The organism is Desulfosporosinus cupriresistens, assembly GCF_001707885.1.
In the GTDB taxonomy this organism is placed as follows: Bacteria; Bacillota; Desulfitobacteriia; order Desulfitobacteriales; family Desulfitobacteriaceae; genus Desulfosporosinus.
In genome coordinates, this window is sequence record NZ_MASS01000013.1 from 67,982 (window position 1) to 89,458 (window position 21,477).

The 21,477-nt window shown below is 41.9% G+C and carries 19 protein-coding genes, 1 tRNA gene and 1 riboswitch; of the genes, 8 read left to right on the forward strand and 12 right to left on the reverse strand.

Annotated features, from left to right (window positions below):
• Positions 1-474: 474 nt before the first annotated feature.
• From DSBG_RS07520 to DSBG_RS07535, 4 genes are all read left to right on the forward strand, one after another.
• Complete coding sequence (locus DSBG_RS07520) at positions 475-1,020, forward strand: ubiquitin (protein WP_068963547.1); 546 nt, start codon at positions 475-477, stop codon at positions 1,018-1,020.
• 29 nt (positions 1,021-1,049) lie between these two features.
• Positions 1,050-1,727, forward strand: coding sequence for a response regulator transcription factor (locus DSBG_RS07525; RefSeq protein ID WP_068963548.1), 678 nt, complete (start codon positions 1,050-1,052; stop codon positions 1,725-1,727).
• The gene (locus DSBG_RS07530) at positions 1,717-3,180 is read left to right on the forward strand and encodes a sensor histidine kinase (protein ID WP_068963549.1); all 1,464 of its coding nucleotides are present in this window, start codon (positions 1,717-1,719) and stop codon (positions 3,178-3,180) included. Before DSBG_RS07525 ends, DSBG_RS07530 begins: the two co-directional genes overlap by 11 nt.
• A 65-nt stretch (positions 3,181-3,245) precedes the next feature.
• Positions 3,246-3,791 (forward strand): Uma2 family endonuclease, encoded by a 546-nt coding sequence (locus tag DSBG_RS07535; protein WP_242877467.1) that lies wholly within the window; start codon positions 3,246-3,248, stop codon positions 3,789-3,791.
• Between the two features lie 160 nt (positions 3,792-3,951).
• On the opposite strand, the gene DSBG_RS07540 is transcribed toward DSBG_RS07535, so the two are convergent.
• The 4 genes from DSBG_RS07540 to DSBG_RS07555 all read right to left on the reverse strand — a co-directional run bounded on the left by DSBG_RS07540 (position 3,952) and on the right by DSBG_RS07555 (position 9,945).
• On the reverse strand, positions 3,952-5,871 hold the full coding sequence (locus DSBG_RS07540; RefSeq protein WP_068963551.1) for a cell wall-binding repeat-containing protein: 1,920 nt from the start codon (positions 5,869-5,871) through the stop codon (positions 3,952-3,954).
• A gap of 269 nt (positions 5,872-6,140) precedes the next feature.
• The gene (truA, locus tag DSBG_RS07545) at positions 6,141-6,878 is read right to left on the reverse strand and encodes a tRNA pseudouridine(38-40) synthase TruA (RefSeq protein ID WP_176716215.1); all 738 of its coding nucleotides are present in this window, start codon (positions 6,876-6,878) and stop codon (positions 6,141-6,143) included.
• Between the two features lie 414 nt (positions 6,879-7,292).
• Positions 7,293-8,477, reverse strand: a complete 1,185-nt coding sequence (locus DSBG_RS07550; protein WP_068963552.1) for an MFS transporter — start codon at positions 8,475-8,477, stop codon at positions 7,293-7,295.
• Positions 8,478-8,568: 91 nt separating this feature from the next.
• Positions 8,569-9,945 (reverse strand): NAD(P)-dependent oxidoreductase, encoded by a 1,377-nt coding sequence (locus tag DSBG_RS07555; protein WP_176716216.1) that lies wholly within the window; start codon positions 9,943-9,945, stop codon positions 8,569-8,571.
• Between the two features lie 298 nt (positions 9,946-10,243).
• Here DSBG_RS07555 and DSBG_RS07560 point away from each other — a divergent pair, with 298 nt between their 5' ends.
• The gene (locus tag DSBG_RS07560; protein ID WP_141694259.1) at positions 10,244-10,426 is read left to right on the forward strand and encodes a hypothetical protein; all 183 of its coding nucleotides are present in this window, start codon (positions 10,244-10,246) and stop codon (positions 10,424-10,426) included.
• A gap of 224 nt (positions 10,427-10,650) precedes the next feature.
• Positions 10,651-12,060, forward strand: a complete 1,410-nt coding sequence (gene bcaP / locus DSBG_RS07565) for a branched-chain amino acid transporter BcaP (protein WP_282434202.1) — start codon at positions 10,651-10,653, stop codon at positions 12,058-12,060.
• A gap of 115 nt (positions 12,061-12,175) precedes the next feature.
• Here the strand turns inward: bcaP and DSBG_RS07570 are convergent, their stop codons facing one another.
• The 6 genes from DSBG_RS07570 to DSBG_RS07595 form a co-directional block, all read right to left on the reverse strand.
• Entirely contained in the window at positions 12,176-12,646 is a 471-nt protein-coding gene (locus DSBG_RS07570) for a DUF892 family protein (RefSeq protein WP_068963554.1), read from the reverse strand.
• A gap of 217 nt (positions 12,647-12,863) precedes the next feature.
• A complete protein-coding gene (locus DSBG_RS07575; protein WP_068963573.1) occupies positions 12,864-15,041 on the reverse strand; it encodes an ATP-dependent helicase in 2,178 nt (725 codons plus the stop codon).
• Positions 15,042-15,106: 65 nt separating this feature from the next.
• On the reverse strand, positions 15,107-15,856 hold the full coding sequence (locus DSBG_RS07580) for an ABC transporter ATP-binding protein (protein WP_068963555.1): 750 nt from the start codon (positions 15,854-15,856) through the stop codon (positions 15,107-15,109).
• Between the two features lie 4 nt (positions 15,857-15,860).
• A complete protein-coding gene (locus DSBG_RS07585) occupies positions 15,861-16,883 on the reverse strand; it encodes an ABC transporter substrate-binding protein (protein ID WP_068963574.1) in 1,023 nt (340 codons plus the stop codon).
• 75 nt (positions 16,884-16,958) lie between these two features.
• Positions 16,959-17,741, reverse strand: coding sequence for an ABC transporter permease (locus DSBG_RS07590; protein WP_068963556.1), 783 nt, complete (start codon positions 17,739-17,741; stop codon positions 16,959-16,961).
• 4 nt (positions 17,742-17,745) lie between these two features.
• On the reverse strand, positions 17,746-18,039 hold the full coding sequence (locus DSBG_RS07595; RefSeq protein WP_068963557.1) for a thiamine-binding protein: 294 nt from the start codon (positions 18,037-18,039) through the stop codon (positions 17,746-17,748).
• Between the two features lie 137 nt (positions 18,040-18,176).
• Positions 18,177-18,283, reverse strand: a riboswitch (TPP riboswitch).
• Positions 18,284-18,442: 159 nt separating this feature from the next.
• Here DSBG_RS07595 and DSBG_RS07600 point away from each other — a divergent pair.
• Entirely contained in the window at positions 18,443-18,769 is a 327-nt protein-coding gene (locus tag DSBG_RS07600; RefSeq protein WP_068963558.1) for a DnaJ family domain-containing protein, read from the forward strand.
• 329 nt (positions 18,770-19,098) lie between these two features.
• Here DSBG_RS07600 and DSBG_RS07605 read toward each other — a convergent pair.
• A tRNA-Gly gene (locus DSBG_RS07605) sits at positions 19,099-19,172 on the reverse strand.
• 241 nt (positions 19,173-19,413) lie between these two features.
• On the opposite strand from DSBG_RS07605, the gene DSBG_RS07610 reads away from it, so the two are divergent.
• Positions 19,414-20,232 carry a ParA family protein gene (locus tag DSBG_RS07610; RefSeq protein ID WP_068963559.1) on the forward strand — a complete coding sequence of 273 codons (819 nt, stop codon included), beginning with the start codon at positions 19,414-19,416 and terminating at the stop codon, positions 20,230-20,232.
• Positions 20,233-20,633: 401 nt separating this feature from the next.
• Here DSBG_RS07610 and trmB read toward each other — a convergent pair whose 3' ends face one another.
• Positions 20,634-21,299 carry a tRNA (guanosine(46)-N7)-methyltransferase TrmB gene (trmB, locus tag DSBG_RS07615; protein WP_068963560.1) on the reverse strand — a complete coding sequence of 222 codons (666 nt, stop codon included), beginning with the start codon at positions 21,297-21,299 and terminating at the stop codon, positions 20,634-20,636.
• Between the last annotated feature and the right edge of the window lie 178 nt (positions 21,300-21,477).

The following is a 21,477-nucleotide window of genomic DNA, read 5'->3' on the forward strand; positions in this document are numbered from 1 at the left end:
ATCGTTACCTTTAGGACTTAAGAATTGAACATCGCTGCTTCTTACAAGGAAGCAAAATCACTTCATACAATGAATATTTGTAGACTTAAAAAGGACCACTTGCAAGTGGTCCTTGACAATTGTGAAAACGGGATGGAGTCATTAAGTAATATCCAACTTTTATTTAGGCAACTCTATAGATATGCCTGCGAGAATGATATAGTAGAAAAAGATTATTTTGTAGAAATTGATCTAGAGAAACCCGAAATTCTAGAAGTGTTTTTACCGAAAAAGAAAGAAATCTGCTGTAGGGGATAATGCTAATTTCTAATTTCTAATTTTTATTTTTTTAATCCAATTTTAATTTTCGTCAAATTGTCCTTGAAGTTTTTCAGGATAGAATTTACTCATACTCAATCGCGGCACAAAAAAACACCAAAAACAATAATTAGTTTTTTACGCCAGCGAAATCCTAAAAAACAAGGGGGAACTTTTATGACAATCGTAGAACAAGTAGAAAAACTCTGTGCAATAGCCAATATAAGTTACGAAGAAGCCAAGGCTGCCCTTGATGCAGCAAACGGTGATTTGCTTGAAGCCATTATTTATCTGGAGAAGCAAGGTAAGATCCACGCACCGACCGGAAGCGGCTATTACAGCAGTGAAAAAATTATTGACACAAGCGCCGTAGCCTACAAAGAAAATGGTAGGGAGCAGCATCATAACTGCCATAAAGGAAAAACCATTATTTCTATTATAAAAGATATCGGCAAATTTTGTTTAAAAATGCTTCGCAAGGGTAATATTAATACCTTTGAAGTGCTCAAAGGCGAGGAAATCAAGGCCTCTTTTCCAGTCATTGTCCTTGGATTGCTGCTTATATTCGCGTTTTGGGTTACGATTCCACTGATCATTGTCGGACTGTTTTTTGGCTTCCGCTATCGCTTTAATGGACCCGATTTTAGCAACAATACGGTCAATGATGCGATGAATAGCGCAGCCGATGCCGCTGAAAACATTAAGAAATCCATAAATATCTAAGCAAAATATTGGGAATGGGTGGGACTTCCATGAGTTCAAAAATATTAATTATTGAAGATGAGGAAAAAATTGCCCGATTTGTTGAGCTTGAGCTGGGCTATGAAGGTTATACCACAACAAAGGCCTTTGATGGCCGGACAGGACTTGAACTCGCCGAAACCGGCGAGTTCGACCTCGTTTTGCTGGATATTATGCTGCCTCAGTTAAGCGGCATGGAAGTGCTTCGCAGAATCCGCCGAACGTCCTCTGTTCCTATCATCATGTTAACCGCGCGAGACAGCGTGATAGATAAGGTCTCCGGACTTGATAGCGGGGCAAGCGATTATATCACCAAGCCTTTTGCCATTGAGGAGCTTCTCGCCCGAATCCGCTCTGCCCTCAGAAAAACTATGCCGGAAGACTCGGGGGTGCTATCGGCCTCTGGTCTGGTTCTGGACACAGGTCGGCGAACGGTTACTATGATGGGCAAACCCATTGATCTGACCAAACGCGAATTTGACCTTCTTCACTTTTTGCTAAAAAATAAAGGAATCGTTATTTCCAGGGAATCACTGCTTGAGAATGTCTGGGGTTTTGATTTTACCGGAGAGACTAACGCAGTCGATGTCTATGTTCGTTTTCTGCGTGGAAAAATTGACGAAGTGTTTGATATTAAACTAATTCACACTGTAAGAGGAGTGGGATATGTGATTAAGGATGAACGATGAGCCGTTAAACAGCCCGCAGATCCGAATCGGCGATAGAATACGCTTTTCTATTGTATGGAAGCTCAATCTAAAACTATTTTTTCGGATGCTAGGGCTTTTTTTAGTCCTTGACGTGTTTCTAGGCCTAGGGGCCGCGACTGGACTAGTTGTACGCTTGGAGCAGAATGTAGCGGCAGCAGCCGAAATTCTGCATCAAACAGGACTGCCTACCCCGGATACAGAAAGATGGCTTGCACTTTCTGATTGCAGTATTTCGTTGCAAACGGAAGACCCGATAGGATTTCAGATACCCACACCCTTCCAGAAAGACCTGTCCCCGCTAACAGCGTCCGGTATCAGAAACATCAACCTACCTGAGGCAGAAGGCTTGACCGCTTGGGAACAAATTAAGGATGTCACTTACAATGTAACGATCGAAGACTACAATCGTTCTTATCGTATTTCCCTCCGCCCTGGGAAGACTCTTATGGTATTCGTAGTGATGGTTGCCCTAGTATTGATTCTAGAGCTTTTAATGTTATTGCGCAGTATTTCCACAGGCGCACGAATGATCCGCAATACTCTCCGCCCTATTCAAGACTTAGCTGAAGCGGCACAAAATTTGAATTCCAGCGGCGTCTTTACTCCACAACAGTTGGAAGTTCTGGCAGACAAGTTGGACGACATCAACGCCACAAGGCTGGATACAAGAATTTCCCTAGGTGATACGCAAAGCGAATTGAAAACCCTGGCTTCTGCCATAAACGGAATGCTGGACCGAATCAACGAATCCTACCGTTCTCAGGTGCGCTTTGTGTCGGACGCGTCTCATGAGCTAAGGACACCGATTTCGGTTATTCAAGGGTATGCAAATCTGTTGGATCGCTGGGGTAAGAACGATGAAAAGACACTGCAAGAGTCGATCGATGCCATCAAGGATGAGACAGAGAATATGAAGGGTCTGGTGGAACAGCTTTTGTTCCTGGCACGGGGGGATAATAACACCATGCCTCTGCAAATAGAGCGTTTTGAATTGTCCGCTCTTGCCCTAGAAGTGCTGCGGGAAACTCAAATGATTGACGGTGGACACGAATACGATTCGCGGGTTGCAACCGTTTTCATTAAAGCAGATAAAGGCCTCATCAAACAAGCGACACGGATCCTAATTGATAATGCCATGAAATACACTCCCTTGGGTAAACAGATCACCATTTCTGTTTCTAGGGCAGACGGCAATGCCCGGCTGACCGTACAGGATGAAGGTATTGGAATCGCACCCGAGGCAGTTCCTCAGATTTTTGACCGATTCTTCCGCGCCGACGAATCCCGCGCCAGAGCTACAGGTGGGACTGGGCTGGGCCTATCCATAGCGAAATGGATCACAGAGCGACATGGCGGGCACATTGAGGTCTTAAGCCGGCAGGATATCGGCACTAGAATTTCTCTGGTACTCCCCACTGCACCTGAAGCATAGTATCATCTTGCTATCTCATTCGCCTTTTAAAATCAAGCGAACCGTGGTATAATTTTACAAAGAAGGTGTTTTATTTGGAAGAAAAACCTTTGCAATTCGAGTTTGAACGTTGGGAACGTATTGATGGTGTAACCTACGATATGACACCACCTCCTTCATCCCAACACCAAGCTATTGTGGGAAATTTATATGGTGAGTTTTATACATATTTAAAAGGCAAACATTGCAAGGCCTTTCCTGCACCTTTTGGGGTCTGGTTGAATGATGAAAATGACAACTATGTTGAACCTGATATAACTGTGATATGTGATCAATCGAAGATACACCCAAAAGGCTGCGTCGGAGTTCCAGACCTTGTGGTTGAGGTCTTGAGTCCGTCAACAGCGTTAAAAGATAAACGGGTCAAATTAAGACGTTACCGCTTGTCAGGAGTTCGAGAATACTGGATAGTTGATCCGTTTAATAAACTTGTGGAAGTTTATATGTTCTCCGAGAATGTATTTACTGAACCAGCAGTGTACGGGCCAGTCGAAACAATTAGAGATGGAATATTTGAGGACTTAACAATTGACTTGCGCAATATATTTGAAGGGAATATCTTTGAATGCTAAAGGCTGAGTTCGGTAGTCAGATAGGATCCAGAAAGAAGTGAAAGCTATCAAAAGGCTGGAGGCATATTTTTTGCCCCAGCCTTTTGTGTTGTAGTATGATTCTAGTCCTGATTAGTTTACTAATCATCTCCACCTTCATGAGGGTGGTTTTCCTGATTTTCTAAGATTGCTTAGTTAATGCGCTCTGATAGCCAGTTCTAGCTTGCTCCATGATCGTGGGATCCAAGTTCGGCCCTTGTAGAATAGTCCAGTAGTATTTTGCGGCAGTAGCGTACGAAGTAGCATTATCCTCCAGGACCAAAGCATCTGCTTCATCTAAGAGTTTGCCATAGGAACTTAGGATTTTCTGCGAGACAATCGTCTTATCTTCAGCCGTGATCGCTGGACTCTTATAATCCGTAATATAAAATCCTAAGCCTTGCACATAATAATCGCCTCTAGGTTCTAAAGCAATGTGAAAGTCGTACCAGTAATCTCCGTTAGTAATCAACGATTCCGGATCGAACGCCAGATCTCCTGTATGCACAGGGGTCGGAGTAGTCCAGCAACTGGAGAGGTTGGGGGGATTTTCAGAAGGCAGAAGAGATTTCGCAAGTTTTGTGGCCCCCGGGGCAAACGTAATTGCGCTGTTGTACTTCTGTCCCATCAGACTAAATACCTTATCTTGATAGGCATCTTCACCCGTAAAATAATTTGGGTTATTCTGCTCAGTCCAAGCATTATAGCCCCATACGGCAAAATACCAGTTTTCTAAGACATTGCGATTTCCGTCTCCAATCTTGGGGTAAGCTCGCCACTTATTATTAAGGATTTGGCAACCCGCTTCAAGGTTATAATCCAGATCACTTTTTAGTTTCTCCACGTCATATTCCGGATAATTTGCTGGGGAGATTTGCATAATTCCAATACCACCATCGTTTGAGATAAACGGTTGATCTGTTAAAGCCAGCCCCGTCGCAGGATCCAGTTTATATTGCTTCCAACCGCTCTCCATCCAGGCCATAGCTTTGAGGAGTACAGGCGGAATATCATATTTATTGGCCATATCCTCTATTTTCTGACCAATCATTGCAGTTTGTACACTTGGATCAACGACAACAGCTCCAAAATTACGCTGACTCTCAGTAACAACAGCTGCACCGCCCAGTGCTGTTACAACACTGCTAGCAGACATTTTGCTTCTCACGAAGGCACCTGCTGCAGGAGTCGTGACACCGTCCGTAAGAACAATAGCAGACTTACTTTGAGCGGCGAGTGGTGCACCCGAGAGTGCATCAATACCTGTTATGCCATTAGCTAGGTATACCTGATCAAACTCGAGGGAAGTGACAAAGTCTGTAATGACTTGTTTATTGGTATCATAAGCAGTTATTCCATAGTGGCGCGATGGTGTTGGGAGGTGAGCTAATACAGAATCACGAATGACGCCTGTTCCCCCTATAACATCCGAGGCTGTTATACCTGAGTTGGTTTCCAAAAATGCTTGTGCACCAGCAGAAAGTCCAGTGGAGTTCGTTAAAAGAATTGGTTCACTCGCTTGGGAAGCAACGGACGCTATCGAGAGTGCATCTTGGATCAGCCAACCATAAGCAACAGCAACTTTAGTCACTGGGGCGCCGAGGGTAACCATTTGTTTGGCAATATTCACGGATGTTTCAATACGATCAACTCCTCCGAGGGGTATAACCGTAATTTTCATAGCGTTTAATTCATCGAGGACCCCTTGACTAATTACAGCAGTTCCACTGGTCACATATACTTTCGTAACTGCAAGTTTAACAAGTTCTTCTTTGGTGGCAGGGTCAAGGGCTTTTCCAGGTCCGGTCAGAAGGATAGGCGCTTTAAGGTAGGAAGCAAGCGGGCCGGATGTCAAAGCATCAACCATACCATAGGAAGCTGAGGAAGCAAGAATCGCGGTTCCTGTCCAGCCTGTTTGATCGGCAATTTTTATAGCGGTTTGTTCCGCCGTTGTACCAGCTAAGCGAGTCGGGACCGTCTCTGCAGCAAATGCCTTTAAAGGAAGCATCGTCAGAGTCATACCTGCTATGGCTAAAGATGCTAAGATTTTTTTCGTTTTCATCTAGTAAATTTTTCTCCTCTCGTCTTGGCTCTCGTCTCGATCATTAATATTGCATGCATGCGATTTATCATAGATTAGTCGCAAACATGCTGCGACTTTGTGTGCGCAAATTTCATTATCGTCCTATGTTATCCTACCTTAAGTTATTCGCTAACAAAATACATTTTCCTTTTTACAAAATTTTGATTCTAATTATAGTGCCCGGTTGTGTAAAAAGCTCCCCTTGTACAATTGGAACAAGGGGAGCTTTCGATAATGATGAGTATGAGTTAATATTGAACATCTTTTAAGTATAGGCCTTTTGCTTGAGCTAACGGCCCCGCTTCCCAGCGTTTCTTTTTGGCTAATATCTTTTCAACATCCACTGGATTAAGATTACCTTTACCGACTTCAATAAGTGTCCCAACAATAATTCTTACCATATTCCACAAAAATCCATTTCCATTGACCTCTATTGCTAGATGTCCTTCCTTTTCAATAATATTGATATAATTGATCGTTCTAATCGTCGATTTATCACTTTTTCTTAAGTTCGTAAAACTTTGAAAATCATGACTGCCAATTAATACCTCTGAAGCCTTTCTCATTTCGACGAGATTAAGTTTCTCCGCCAAGTGATAGATATATTTTCTGTTAAAAACATCTCTGAATTTATTGGTATTCATTCTGTAGACATAGGTTTTCGATATCACATTATATCGGGCATGGAATCTCTCAGCGACATCTTCAATCGATTTAACCCCTATATCCTCAGGCAAATACTCGTATAAATAATCCAACATCCTGCTAGTACTAAAAGTCGATTTCGTATGGAAATTGGCGATGTAATTTTCAGCATGTACCCCTGAATCCGTACGTCCACAACCCACTATCTGAACATCTTCGCCTGTCATTTTGGATAATACCGCTTCTATTTTGCCTTGAATTGTTAAATCATTTTCTTTTTGTCTTTGCCATCCTTTATATTTAGAACCGTCAAATGCTATAGTCATTTTTAAATTTCTCATTACGTTCCACCTTATTATTCATTCTTTGCTTAGCATCCATCTAACATTAGTGTACGGTCTATGTAACACTATCGGATCAAACAAGCATACGTTAGTATACTACATAATTATAAAGAGATGTATCTAAACATTAAAGTGAGACCAGTTTTATTGATTGTCTCTTTTAAAGAACTTATATATTTTCCCTTCCTGTCGCGTTACAGTTTTCTTCATAGCTCCGATCTGGGACAGGGGGGGATAATTGTCAATATCTGCGGTTAATTGGTTTCCCACCATAATAACTCGTTCTACATAGAGCACGTTATTCTGTTCAAAAAGTATGATTTGCCCTTTCTCGATCGTTAGACTCCAAAGACGAAAGCCTGTTGATTAGTAGCCAAGATTCAGAAGCAAGCGACCATGGTGCTATATATTTTAAACAAGTGCTTGTAACCTACGGTGTTGATGCCAAAAATATAGCAATCCAAGAATAGGGATTATCGTTATACCCCAAAATACATAAACGAAACCAAAATAATGGGAGAGACCGCCTAAAACAGATCCCGCGGTGACACCTAAATCAAAGGCCATAGTATAAATTCCTAGAGCCGTACCCCTCTCTTCCTTATTGACACTGAGCACAACAATAGAAGTCAAGGTTGGGTAATAAGCTCCATAACCTATTCCATAAACAATTCCGATCAAAGCTAATTGCCACAACTGCGTCACACCAGCAATAAGCCATATGGAAACAATCATGAGCACTCCGGTCACAACCGTTAACCTTGGCAATCCCTTTATCGTAATCTTGGCGGTAAACAAACGAGAAATAATCATAAAAGCTGTGTTTATAAAGAAGAAGGAGCTAACATTGACAATCCCTCGATTCGTGGCAAATGTGGAAAGCCAATTAGATATGATACCAAATGTGACCATGCCGCAAAAGAGAGTAATCATCGGCATTTGAACACGAAAGTCAAATAACATTTTACTAAAATGAACATTTTGGTTTGAAGATATTAACCTAGGTCCCTTGACTGGAATTAATAACAATAAGGATACCAAACCCGCAAACCAAGAAAATAACAAAGCCCCATGAAAGCCGTACTTGATGAACAATAAATTACCAATGGCTGGCGCAAAGCCTTTAGCAGCAACAAAGGCTAATGAAAAGATCCCTACATATTGTGTAATTTTTTCATTAGGAGTTAAATCCGTCGCCATGGTGGTACTAGCTACTGTAAAGGCGCCAACGGAAAAGCCATAGAATATTTGGGTAAGACTAGCCAACAATAATGAAGGTGTCAGCAAGTAAAAAAGAGGTGTACATAAAAAAACAATAATTGAAGCATATAGTAAAGCTTTTCGTCCCATACGATCTGCGAAACTACCACTAATAGGGCGTAATATTAGAGAACTAATCGAAAATATTCCCATAACAAAGCCAATTTGCAGATAGTTACCACCTAGACTCTCTAGGTACAGTGGCAAAACAGGCAGTAAAATGTAATACGTACTGGTAAAAAAAATTGTAGCAACCAGCAAAAGTAAAAAATTCGAGAAACTCTTTAACTCATGCGAACCCGATATTTCTTGTAACTCATATTGTTTATCAATCAATTTCCTATCATCCTTACCATGCCGTACAGTTTGCCACTAAGCGAAAATATTCCGCAGGAATTATTATAATGTTTACAGTTAGAACTGTCACTCATGAATCAGCACATTCTTCCATAAGCTTCTTCGCCTCGATATATTGAACAATCCCTTCAGCAACCTTTTTAGCTTCCTTCATAGCCAATACCACTGTGGCTGGTTCATGAACTACATCCCCACCCGCGAATATACCACGACGGGTCGTCATTCCATAAGGTCTTACTTTTGTGATAACGTAGCCTTGTTCATTAACCTCGATTCCAGATGTGGTAGAGATTATACGGGCAGCGGGGCGCTGGCCGATTGCAATGATCACTTTATTGGCAGGTAATTGTTCTATCTGACCAGTCCCTCGCACAGAGCCTTCCTGGGCATTTTCCATGTATTCGCATTCCAACCCCTCTAGTCGACAGGTGCCAATATAGCGTATCGGACTTCTGTGCCATTTAAATTGAACCCCTTCTTGCTTTGCCTCCTCATACTCAGATTTCAACGCAGTCATGCGCTGTTCCGTTCCGCGATAAACTACCGTAACCTGTGCTGCTCCTACTCTTAGTGCTGTACGAGCTGCATCCATCGCCACATTACCCGCCCCAACAACGATGACCTTATCACCATCATGAATCGGCACTTCCAAGGAGTTTACTTCCCCACTATTGGCTAGCATGGCCATTCTAAGGAAATACATAGCCTGAATGACTCCGGATAAACCATTTCCAGGAATTTCAAGCCGTTTGGGTAATGCCGTCCCCGTTCCGATAAATACAGCATCAAAACCCTCTTGAAACATCTCATCAACGGTTATATCCTGCCCTACGAGAAGATTAGTACGGAAAACAACACCCAGACGTTCAATTCTTCTAATTTCGCGCCGCACCACCTCTTTATTCAATCGAAACTCTGGAATACCATACATCAGAACTCCACCGGGCTCACTTTGGTCGTCAAAAACAGTTACCTCAAAGCTCAGCTTTGCCAGATCACCCGCTACCGTTAAACCTGCTGGCCCAGATCCGATAATTGCTACTCGGCCTTTGGTTCCACTTTCTTTTATCAGAGGGCTTATGTCCATTTCAGCGTCAAAATCGGCAATGAAACGTTCGAGCTTTCCGATCTTAATTCCCTGTCCTTTTTTATTCAGTACACACGAAGCTTCACATTGCTTTTCACGAGGACATACCCGACCACAAATAGCAGGCAGGTTACTACGTCGGGCAATAACAGAACTTGCTCCACCAAAATTTCCTTTGGCCAGCTCTTGAATAAAGTTGGGTATTTCATTTTCAATGGGGCAACCTGTTCGGCAAAGGGGTTTAGGGCAATTAAGACAGCGCTTTGCCTCTACAATGGCTTCCTTAATGGAAAATCCTTCATCAATCTCATCAAATGTTAAGACTTTGTCATCATAATTATTTTTCTCGTCAGTCGGCAAAATCCTTCACTCCTATTCCTCGATAAATCCTGATGACTCTAGGTTTAATGAATTAAGTCTAATTTCTTCACTCTTTAGTCTTTCCATCAATCACGCTGATAATGTTCACTGCTTAAACCAAAACTTCATACTGCCTATTTACGAATGATCTTTTTTAAAAAAATCACCATCAGCCCTAAAATCACCCGTATATAGTAAAGCACAAATGAGAAAAATAGGTTGTATCCGACCGATCGAGCTAGTAAATTAAGATTACGGAGAAGGTGACTATAATTAGATGCTTAATAATGAGAATGGAGTGCTTAGATTCAAGAACGCAGAAAAAATAGAAGCCTATAATTGTGCAAGATGTGACACAGAAATGTTAGCAAAGCATTCTAATGACTGGCTGGATCCCGATCATCCTGATGGAGAAAAGATTAAGATGTGTAACAGTTGCTATGGTTTAGTAGCTGTAATCGATGAAAAGAAAAGATCATAGTAATGATTTGGACACAATTGAACACAGTACAAGGACCATGATTTTGTAAAAATCATGGTCCTTGTAAGCTTTCCTTTTACGCGTTCGATATATTCTGGAAGGTCACTGGCAAAATTATAGAATATCTTTTTTCTCCACTGGGTAGTTTAATCTCAATTAAACCAAACGGACTATTTCTTGAACTTTTTTATTGGTCGACAATGTAGGAAGCAATGATCAAATGAATGGAGATGGTGGCCATTAAGAGACTATTTCGAAAAAAGTCCATTGAACAGCTCCTATCAGAAACTGAGGGCAAAAGCAGTTTAAAGAAAACGCTTGGTGCATTAGACCTTACTATGATTGGAATTGGAGCAATTATTGGAACTGGTATCTTTGTCTTAACAGGAGTAGCAGCAGCAAATTATGCTGGGCCTGGTCTCGTTCTATCCTTTATAATTTCAGGCATAGCGTGTGCTTTTGCGGCATTGGTTTATGCAGAGTTCTCTTCATCGATACCCGTTGCTGGGAGTGCTTATACCTATAGTTATGTTTCTCTAGGAGAATTTATGGCTTGGATAATCGGTTGGGACTTAATGCTTGAGTATTTGTTGGCGGCCAGCACCGTAGCAATAGGATGGTCAGGGTATTTTCAGATGTTGCTCAATGGCTTTGGAATCTATCTTCCTACTTGGGCTTCGAATTCCATAGGTTCAGTCCCAGGTGCTATTTTGAACCTTCCCGCAGTAGTAATCGCTCTCCTAATTACGGCTCTTCTTTCATTGGGCGTCAAAGAAGCTACGCGATTTAACAATGTAATCGTTTTTATAAAGCTCGCAGTTGTCCTGTTGTTTATTCTCCTGGCATCATGGTATGTCAAACCGGCCAATTGGAACCCTTTTCTTCCCTTCGGTTTTAAAGGTGTTATGGGTGGGGCGGCTATAGTTTTTTTTGCCTACATCGGATTTGATGCGGTCTCGACAGCCGCCGAAGAAGTAATAGAGCCAAATCGGGATATGCCAATAGGTATTATTGCTTCACTTGTAATATGTACCGTCCTCTATATCATTGTATCTCTGATTCTAACAGGTGTAGTTCCCTACAAACTATTGGACGTCGCAGCGCCTGTTGCTTTTGCCCTCCATTATATTCATCAAGACTGGGCCGCAGGAATCATCTCTATCGGAGCTATTGGAGGGATCACCACAGTTCTACTGGTAATGCTTTATGGACAAACCAGAGTCTTCTTTGCAATGAGCCGGGATGGTCTTTTACCCAAAGTCTTTTCAAACGTTCATCCCAAGTACAAAACTCCATTTCTTAGCACTTGGATGACCGGTATTATCGTGTCCATTATCGCTGGGGTAACCCCTATTAATACGGTTGCAGAACTGGTTAATATCGGTACTCTTTCTGCCTTCGTCTTCGTTTCAATAGGCGTTATCGTTTTACGCACAACTCAACCCGATCTTCACCGCTCGTTCAGAGTTCCGTGGGTACCGTTAGTTCCAATTCTGGCAGCGCTATTCTGTCTTGTTCTAATGATCCAACTTCCTCTAATAACATGGGTTCGCTTCATTGTTTGGCTGGTAATCGGGTTAATAATTTATTTTAGTTATGGCATCAGCCATAGTGTTCTTGGCAAACCTCATTAAATGTTTTATGATCTTGTTAAAGATAGAAAACAGCTAACCCGTTTTCAATTCAAACGGATTAGCTGTTTTGATTTTTAGGGAAAATAAGCATAAGTAATCTTAAAATATAAGACGTTTACTGAATAGGATAGGCACCTCTACTATTAAGATAATTAAAAAGGTCTTCACCGTGTTGCTGTTCTTCTTTTTGAATATGGTTGAGAGCTTGCCGAATATTGTGGTCCTGACATTCAAAGATGACAGTATCATAAGTACCGGAAATGTACTTTTCTGTCACGAGCATATCTTTTGCTAGAGCAACATCGTTCGGGTTAACGGTCTGTCCAGCGGTATTTGCTTGATTTTGTGTTGGTTGATTTTGTGCCGTCGTTGCCTGTTGCCCTTGCCCACTCATGACCGGCATTTGCCCATTCAAAATTTCGTTTAATGTATTGAAATGCTGTTTTTCATGAGCAGCGTGCGTGGTGAATAATTGTTTAAGCTCTGCATCCTGAGCTTCATTAGCATACTTTGTGTATTTCTGAACACACATGTCTTCATGTTCTTTCTGATCTTGAAATAGCAAACGTTCTTTTTGACTGATCATGGAGAACCACCTTTCTCAATATAGCAGTAAACTCATTACATGATCGTATCATTCCCCATCCTAATTAAAGCTATGCATGATCTACATTAACGCGCCGCTACCACTGCTAATCTAAACTTAAAATATCCATAAATTATCATAATGTGACATATCATTCCGAACGAATAAATCGCTATGCTATGGTGGTGAAAACTTCCTGGATGCTTTGGCTGGGTAACTAAACCGCCCAGATCAGGTTTTGTTTTTCACAGATGTCTTTTAGGAAGGTACGCTGAGACCCATCCTTAAAACGAACCATAATTACATTCCCATCCTCTTTAGCAATTACTCCCTCTCCAAAGGCTTTATGTTGGACAACTAAACCTGCTACTAAATCGCTCTGCGGGGTCGATGCTTCTTTTCTGATTACTTCTCCCGGCTTTTTCCCTTCCATAACTAGGGTTACTTCGCGAACAAAACGGGAAGCTTTGACGCGTTTATTATGATAATAATCCACTGAACATAAGGTTAAACGCCGTTTGGCCCTCGTCATCCCTACATAGAAGAGGCGCCTTTCCTCTTCTAATGATTCTTTCTGCCCACTTTGGTCGGCCTTAATAGCCTCCCTCTCAGGAATAACCCCTTCGACCAGGTCAACTAAATAGACCTGTTCCCATTCTAAACCCTTAGCCGAATGGATCGTTGAAAGGGTCACAGCATTACTGTGCCTATTTTTATAAGAAGACATCATCTGTTCTTCAAGGTAGGCTAAACGATTGGCAAAGTCCACTATTGTAGACTCATTTTGAGCAATAGAAATTAGAAGGTCCAATAAACTTCCGATGTACTCTTCAGAAAAACCTAACGAGTCACAAATTTGCTCAATCGCTTTATCATACGCCAACTGGTTGCGAATAAAACGGATTGCCTTTGCGGGAGGCAGAGTATTGAGTTCCTTAAATTGTTTCTTAAGTTCCAAATACTCATTTTTGCGCTTTGAGGTAACCTCCGGTTGTTCAGCTAAGATTTCAAAGATTGAACAATCAATGGTTCTTTGCTTAAGATATTCAAGTTGTTGCTTTCGAATATGGCAACTTAGTTTAGTCCAAATTTTCTCCAAGGTAGGCAAGCTTTTATCACTAAACGAAAAGCGGAGGAAGTTTAGAACATCATGAATGACCCAATGCGAGAAAAATCTCTGTTTACCAGCTTCTCTCATATAAAAAGGAATATTAGCCCTACTTAACTCTTCTGCCAAGTAGATCGCGGATAGATTATTGCGGTAAAGCACTCCAACTCCGGATAAATCTTTTTCGCTCCTTAGTTTCTGAATTAAAAACTGCTGTTGTTCCCTTAGTCCTTTAAAATGCCCTATTTGAAGGCTGTCTCCCTTGGCGTTCCTTGTGAACATTTCTTTATCAAAACGCATCTTATTGGAACGAATGAACCGACAGGATACATCCACAATTTGCGGAGTAGACCGGAAGTTTTGTTCCATACGCAGAATTTTCGCGTTAGGGTAGGTTTGTTCGAACTTTAATAAATAGTCTGGCTCGGCCGCTCGAAACCCAAAGATACTCTGGTCATCATCTCCAACTACAAAAAGATTCCCTTTGGGTTTAACGATGAGTTCGATGATTTTGTGCTGGAGAAGAGAGGTGTCTTGACTCTCATCTGTTAGAATATAGTCAAAGCGCTGGCGGTAACCCTCAAGGAGTTTAGGGTTTTCTTTTAACTCTTGAAACGCGATGAAAAGCATATCATCATAATCGATCAGCCTGGGCTGGTTATTTTTCTTATACGCTTCATAGTCATTATAAATTAATGAGAAGTTTTTAATGTCCTGCTCATTAAACTCTTCGGGCTGTATTAAAGTATTTTTTACATAACAAATGGTGTTCTGCAAGCCCTCTAGTTGTTCGTCTGTGATGATTGAAACATTATGCTTATCATAGATTCTACGTAGAACTCCGTTCTTGCTGTCAGGGCCTGTTTGTTCCTCCATAATCTCGAACCGAGCACCTCTTTGACGAAAAGCTGACCGAACTACTTCATAGGCAAAACTGTGAATCGTTGAAAATCGGATTTCTCCTCGGCCTTCGGTTTGGTCGACTACCATTGTCCCAAAGTTATTAACAAACCGTTCGTGCATTTCCTTGGCAGCTGCCCGCCCGAAGGTTAGACAAAGAATCGTTCGAGGATCTACGTTTTCCACAAGAATCAAGTAGGCTAAGCGAACGGTCAGGACAGTCGTCTTCCCCGCACCAGGAACAGCTAATAGCAAAAGAGGGCCTCGGTTATGAACCACGGCCCGTTTTTGCTGTTGAGTTAAATTAATGCCTCTGGCTTTGATCTCTTCAAAGAAATCCTGCTCGTGAATCAACTTAAGTCCCCCACTATGTTTGTCCTTATACATTATAACAGGAACCCTGTGCATGGTCACCTGCCACAAAATGATTGATCCCCTTCAACTTTTGACCTCTAACGCAGCAAGTCTAGCAAGCGCTTTTTTACCATAAGTACCTCGCTGGAAAACAGGATATCTGGATTACGAGGCCTGGAAAAAGGAATCGTGATCCTCTCCAGAATGTGAGCGGGTCGCTGGCTTAAGACAACAATTTCGTCTGACAACAGGATAGCTTCTTCAATATCATGGGTAATGAAGACAACCGTTGGGCTGGTTTGGCTCCACACATTAAGAAGCCATTCCTGCATTTCTCGTCGAGTTAAAGCATCCAGTGCTCCAAACGGTTCATCTAAAATCAATGTGTTCTGTCCAAAGAGGAAAGTGCGCAGAAGTGCTCCTCGTTGCCGCATACCACCGGATAGCTGGTGGGGGTAATGCTCCGTAAACTTGCCCAAACCAAAACGATTGAGCCAGCGTCGTGCATTTTCCCTAGACTCGCGTTTGTCTTCTCGGCGGATATCATTACCCAAGGCTACATTGTCCAGCAACGTGCGCCAAGGTAAAAGCAAATCCTTTTGTGGCATATAGCCCACTTGACCTGGCAGACCGAGAATTGATCGGCCATCGAGCAAAATCTGCCCCTGAGCTGATTTTTCCACACCTGCAATCAGGTTGCAGATTGAACTCTTGCCACAGCCGGAAGGACCGATTAGGGAAACAAACGTTCCAGTTCCGATCTTTAGATTAATATCCACCAACACATCCAGTGCAGAGGCCTTAGCCCCTTGATACGACAACGATAATTTTCTTAGTTCTAAGGTCATCGTCTTAAGCCTTGGGCAAGAAATCGTTAGTGAACGCCTTGTCGGTGTCGATCATTTTGTCTATCAGCTTTTGGTCGAACATCCATTGGGTGTAATCATGCCACACTGAGGCTTTCTGTACTCCCCATTGCAATGCGTCAGCCTGATATTGAGGACTAAGCCACGCCTGGCTTTTCTTAATCAATTGCGGGTCTGCTTCCGGAGCATTCTTGATCAGAATGTCGGCAGCATCATCCGGTTTGTTAATCGCATATTGGTATCCTTCACTGACTGCTTTCATGAAGCGTCGGATTACATCCGGTTTTTCTTGAATCATTTTTTCGTTCGTGACGAGGACAGGGGTATAATCATCTAAAGCAGAGTTAACATCCTTAAGCCAGATCATATTGAGAGGTGTTCCGGACAGCTCAGCTTGAATCCCTTCCCAGCCATAAAAAATCCAGGTCAAATCTATATCTCCCTTAGCCATACTTACGACCGGATCAGCGTCACCAATATTTATCATTTTGACTTTACTGAAATCTGCCTTTTCCTTGTCCATTAAAGCTTTAATTGTCGCAGTCTCTGATGGGAGCCCCCACCCACCATACGTCTTGCCTGCAAAGTCCTTGGCCGTGTGAATACTCTTATCTGCCAACGAGGCGAATCCAGAGGTGTTATGTTGCAAGATAGTCGCAATAGAGACTAAAGGCAAACCTTGTCCACGGGCATCCGTGACCTGTTCTTGGGCGCTAACTCCAAAATCCGCCTTGCCTGTAGCTACAAGTTGCTCCACCGTACCTTGGCTTGACGGCGGAACAATTTGAACATCCAAGCCGTTCTTGCTAAAGTATCCCTTATCTTTGGCTACATAAAGACCGGTATGATTTGTGTTAGGGGTCCAGTCCAGCATGATCGTCACTTTATCTGGGGACGGTGTTGGTGTTGATGCACTCGGCACTTGAGTGTTTGTGCCGCAGCCAGTAACCAAGAGAAGAACACACAAGCTGATCATTAACGTTAAGCTCAATATTTTTTTAGCTCGCATAATCTGCATAAATTAAACTTCCTTTCAATAATCCGTCTTTAATATTTTCTAAAATCATCGGCTATATTTCGAGACTCACTCTTGCTTAGTATTTAACCAAGGCAACGCCAGACGCCTAATTCCCGTAATTAGTACAAAGTAAAAAAGGCTGAGCAATGTGATTGCCACAATAGCAGCAAATACCTGATCGGTCCTAAATGAGTGGGAAGATCGTGTTAAGTAAACCCCTAAACCAGAACTAGCGCCAAGCCACTCTCCAATCACAGCTCCCATGACACTGTAAGTCGCGGCTATCTTTAGTCCGGCGAAGAAGGATGGCAATGCGTTGGGCCAACGAATCATGTATAACATTTGCCAGCGCGATGCCCCCATACTCTTGAGGAGATTGAGCAAGTCATCATCGCTTACCTCCAAACCTTCAATCAGGCTAACCGTTATTGGGAAAAAGCACACTATGACAACCGTAAGAATCTTAGGCAGCAAGCCGTATCCCAGCCATAGGATCAGAAGAGGGGCCACAGCAATCAAGGGTACCGTCTGAGACACGATAAGCAACGGGTAAAATAAGCGCTTTGCCATGGGTGAAAGCACCATAGCCAACCCCGCCACTAAGCTTAGAGCTATCGAAAGAATAAACCCGGTGGTTGTTTCCCAAATGGTTGTCAAGGTATGCGACCAGAGCAGTTCTCGGGTGCGCCAAAAAGCCTTTATAACGGCTGCAGGCGACGGCATGAGCCAGAGGGGCAACTTAAAAAAGTCCACACTGATCTGCCAAACGGCAAGACATAGAAATAGAAATATGAGATTTGGAATACCATCCCGCCATTTTTTATGAAGCCGCCTCGATCGTACTGACATGCCCTTACTTCTCCCGGTATTTTTGGATCTTTTCATCTATTGTTGTTCGACCTGGGTTATAATCCATTTTGATATAAGTCATGACACGAGAAGCCCCAGCATTAACACATGCCTCCTGTGCTTCACGGATGATAGCCCATAATTGATCGGGTTCACCTTCCATCGTTGTTTCCATCGGCCCTACTTCATACTTTACACCGCTGGCTGCTACGACAGCGATTGCTTCGTCCACAACTTCGAACAATCGAGCATCTTCAACTTTGGGCAGCACCTGAAATGCCATCATAATTTTGGCCATTGTGTTAACCACTCCTTATAATTACTTATGTAGTCCTTCTAGCACTCAAACTGAATTGGCTCGATATCTATACACTAACGTCTGGTCAATTCAGGCGAAGAAATATAAAAACCGCACATGGTCTGCGCGGTTTTCCTTAATGTCTACACTTGCATCCCTCCGCTGGCATTATCCAGATCAGGTTCGGTCGGTGGAAACTCAACCACCCTCTCAGCCCATTTTTTAAGCTCCCGTCATATTCAGTTTGTACTATTCTTAAACATAGCATATGAGAGAAAATTGTGCAAGCTCTTACTTCTCTCTCAATCTTAGCAGGAAATTGAAAAAACATGTGGAAGACAACTCTTGTCCGTAATTATGAAATTACTGATTGAGGTATTCCCAAATAAGGAGCTGAAGCTTGATGTTAAACATTTTCGATAAAATTGTTGAAGACAGAATTCAAGAAGCCATGAGAAACGGCGAGTTTGATAACCTTCCATCACAAGGCAAACCAATCAATCTTAATTACTGGGCAAGCCTTCCAGAAGGAATACGCGCTGGATATATGTTGTTAAAGAATAATGGATTCTTACCTGATGAGGTGCAACTGTTAAAGGACATCGAGAATTTACGTGAGCGATTAGCCGTCTGCACTAGTCAAGATGAGAAAGCAGCTCTTCGTAAAGAGCTTGAGGAGACCAAAATTAATTACAACTTAATAATGGAACAACGGAAACGTAAAAAATAGCTGCTTTCTCATCATTTTAACTTAACTTTTAGTTGGACGCATTCTCTTAGTCTTGGCAGGTTTTATTGCTACTAACACGACAACGCGCGTCTTATTCTACTAATACAAAAGGTGATGCGAAACGAACCTCTGGAAGGACCACTAATTCCGAATATTTGGCTTACAATCGGCATTTGGACCTCCTTTGTTGGCGGATTGATTGCATTAGTAGGCGACTATGAAAGAGCACAACAGGCATCACCTAGGTTGCCTGTTGTGTAAAGACAAACCCTCTAGCTAAAGGAACAAATACGAAAAACCGCACCCGAAAGTGCGGTTTGTAAACATAATGGAGCGGGTGATGAGAATCGAACTCACGTGGCTAGCTTGGAAGGCTAGTGCTCTACCATTGAGCTACACCCGCATATTGTAAGTGGACAACTGTTCTGACGTTTGGTGTTCTTTAACGCTTTGATAGTCTACCACTCTTTGTCCTGTACTGTCAAGAATTATTTTTACCAAGTCTAGCCTCATTTCCCGAAATCCCAACACAATACTCTTCCATCCGACTATCAAATACTTTGCTTAATCAACCTGAGTATTTACCCATTTGGCATAATATGGTAAAATAAATCAATACATATTTAAGAAGGGGTTGTTGTCGTATGGCTAGAAATCCTAAAACTACTAATAATGCTAATGATGCTAATAATTCCAAAACTACACGAGTTATTTCTGTTGCCTCGCAGAAGGGCGGGGTTGGCAAGACGGCAACTGTCACAAACATGGCAGTAGGGTTAGTTAGTCTGGGATACAAGACAGCTGTCATTGACATGGATGCTCAAGGCCACATTGCATTTTCGTTCGGAATCAAGAAGGCTGACTTAAGGAAAACAATTTATGATGTATTGATTGGCGAAGCAAAAATGAGAGATATCAAGCAGACTGCATTTGGAGTGGATCTGTACTTATCAAACAATTCTCTTTCTAATCTTAGCCCAAAGGTAATGTCCAATCTTAATTCTAAGCTATTCCCGGCCCCTAAATACCTTTTGAAAAACGCATTAGGGCAAATAAAAACTCAGTACGATTACATTCTAATTGATACATCTCCGAGCAATGACATGCCAACTATGAATTCCCTGTTAGCCTCTACAGATATCATCATCCCTGCCCTTCCTGAGGGACTATCCGTTGATGGCATCTTCGATACAATTTTTCTGATTAAGAGTATTCAGGAACAAGGTGCTAAGATAAATATTTTAGGCATATTGCCTACAATGGTCCAAGATCATACTAATCTTCACAATGTGATGCTCCAAGATCTACGGAGACGTTTTGCCGAAACCCCAGACATAAAGGTATTTGACACGGTCATCAAACGAGCCATACGACATGGATTAGCCCAAACTCACGGTGAACCCGACATAAACAAAGCTCCAGAGTATCTTTCTTTTGTTAAGGAGGTATTTGCCATAGCTTGAGTGGAGTTATGGTTTACTAAGGTTAAACAAAGGAAGAAGCTAGCTTGGCTAGCTTCTTCCTTATCATTTTTAGATGCGATTTAACTCATTTCTCATATTATCGATTCACTAAATTCACATGGACATTCATATTACGCTGGGCGATTTTATCTAAACTATTAGTATAGATGAACACATGCTTTTATGTCAATAGCAAGCACAACAACGAATCTATCTTTGATCCCTATTTGTTTGATTCTCTAGCCTGGATTCGATTGACTCAAGGTGTCGTGCAATCTGTAAAAACTCAGATTTAATTTGCTGTAAGTTTTTCTTTCCATTCTCTTCAATACGCTGCAAGTGACTTTGAATATCATCGATTTCCAGTTCTGCTTTATAATTAATGGCAAAATCGATAACGACTATTTCTTCGCATCGGCTAAAATGTTATAAGTGTTAATTTTAAACCTACTGAACTTTATTTTGATGCCTTGCTTACAAAACCTCTCTTCGTATTCCGTCACAATATTCCCGTGAAAATCGCTCTGATATAAATCATACGTCCTATATAGTTCATTAAAACCTGCACCTTCGAAATACCCCAGACTATCTGTAAAAAGTAGTTGATCGTCAGTTTTGAACCAGATTTCTGATCCATGCTTTGCAAAAGTTTGATATAGTCTAAGGAAATTGGGATGAGTTAACCTTCTTTTATGATGTCTTTTGTTGGGCCATGGATTGCAAAAGTTAATATATATCTTCTCGATTTCATCTTGAGCAAAGATTCCTCCGATGTTCTCAATATTAATTGGAATAATTTTTATATTTTTCAGGTGGGCTTCGTTAGCTTTTCTTAAAACATGAACCAAAAGTTCATTGTGGGCATCAAGCGCAATGTAGTTGATATTTGTATTCATGGTTGCTAGTTGATTGATAAAACGACCTCGACCACATCCCAATTCCAGATGGATTGGATGATCATTGCCAAAGAACTCCTTCCATTTCCCTTTATACTCCGCAGGAGTAAAAAGGACCTTGTGATCTTTTTCCAATTCAGGCTTAGCCCACCACTTTTTTCTGAGTCGCATTTGAACTTTCTCCTCTTTTAACCGTAGATGCCTACGATGCTATTCATCTCTGATTGACGCTAAACAAGTTGCTATTTTTCGATTATACCACTAAACATCCTAGACGCCATTATTTACGTAGCCTGTTTTTTCAATGAGACAAAAGCCTATAGCTCACACAAAAGCAGCTAACTCGAAA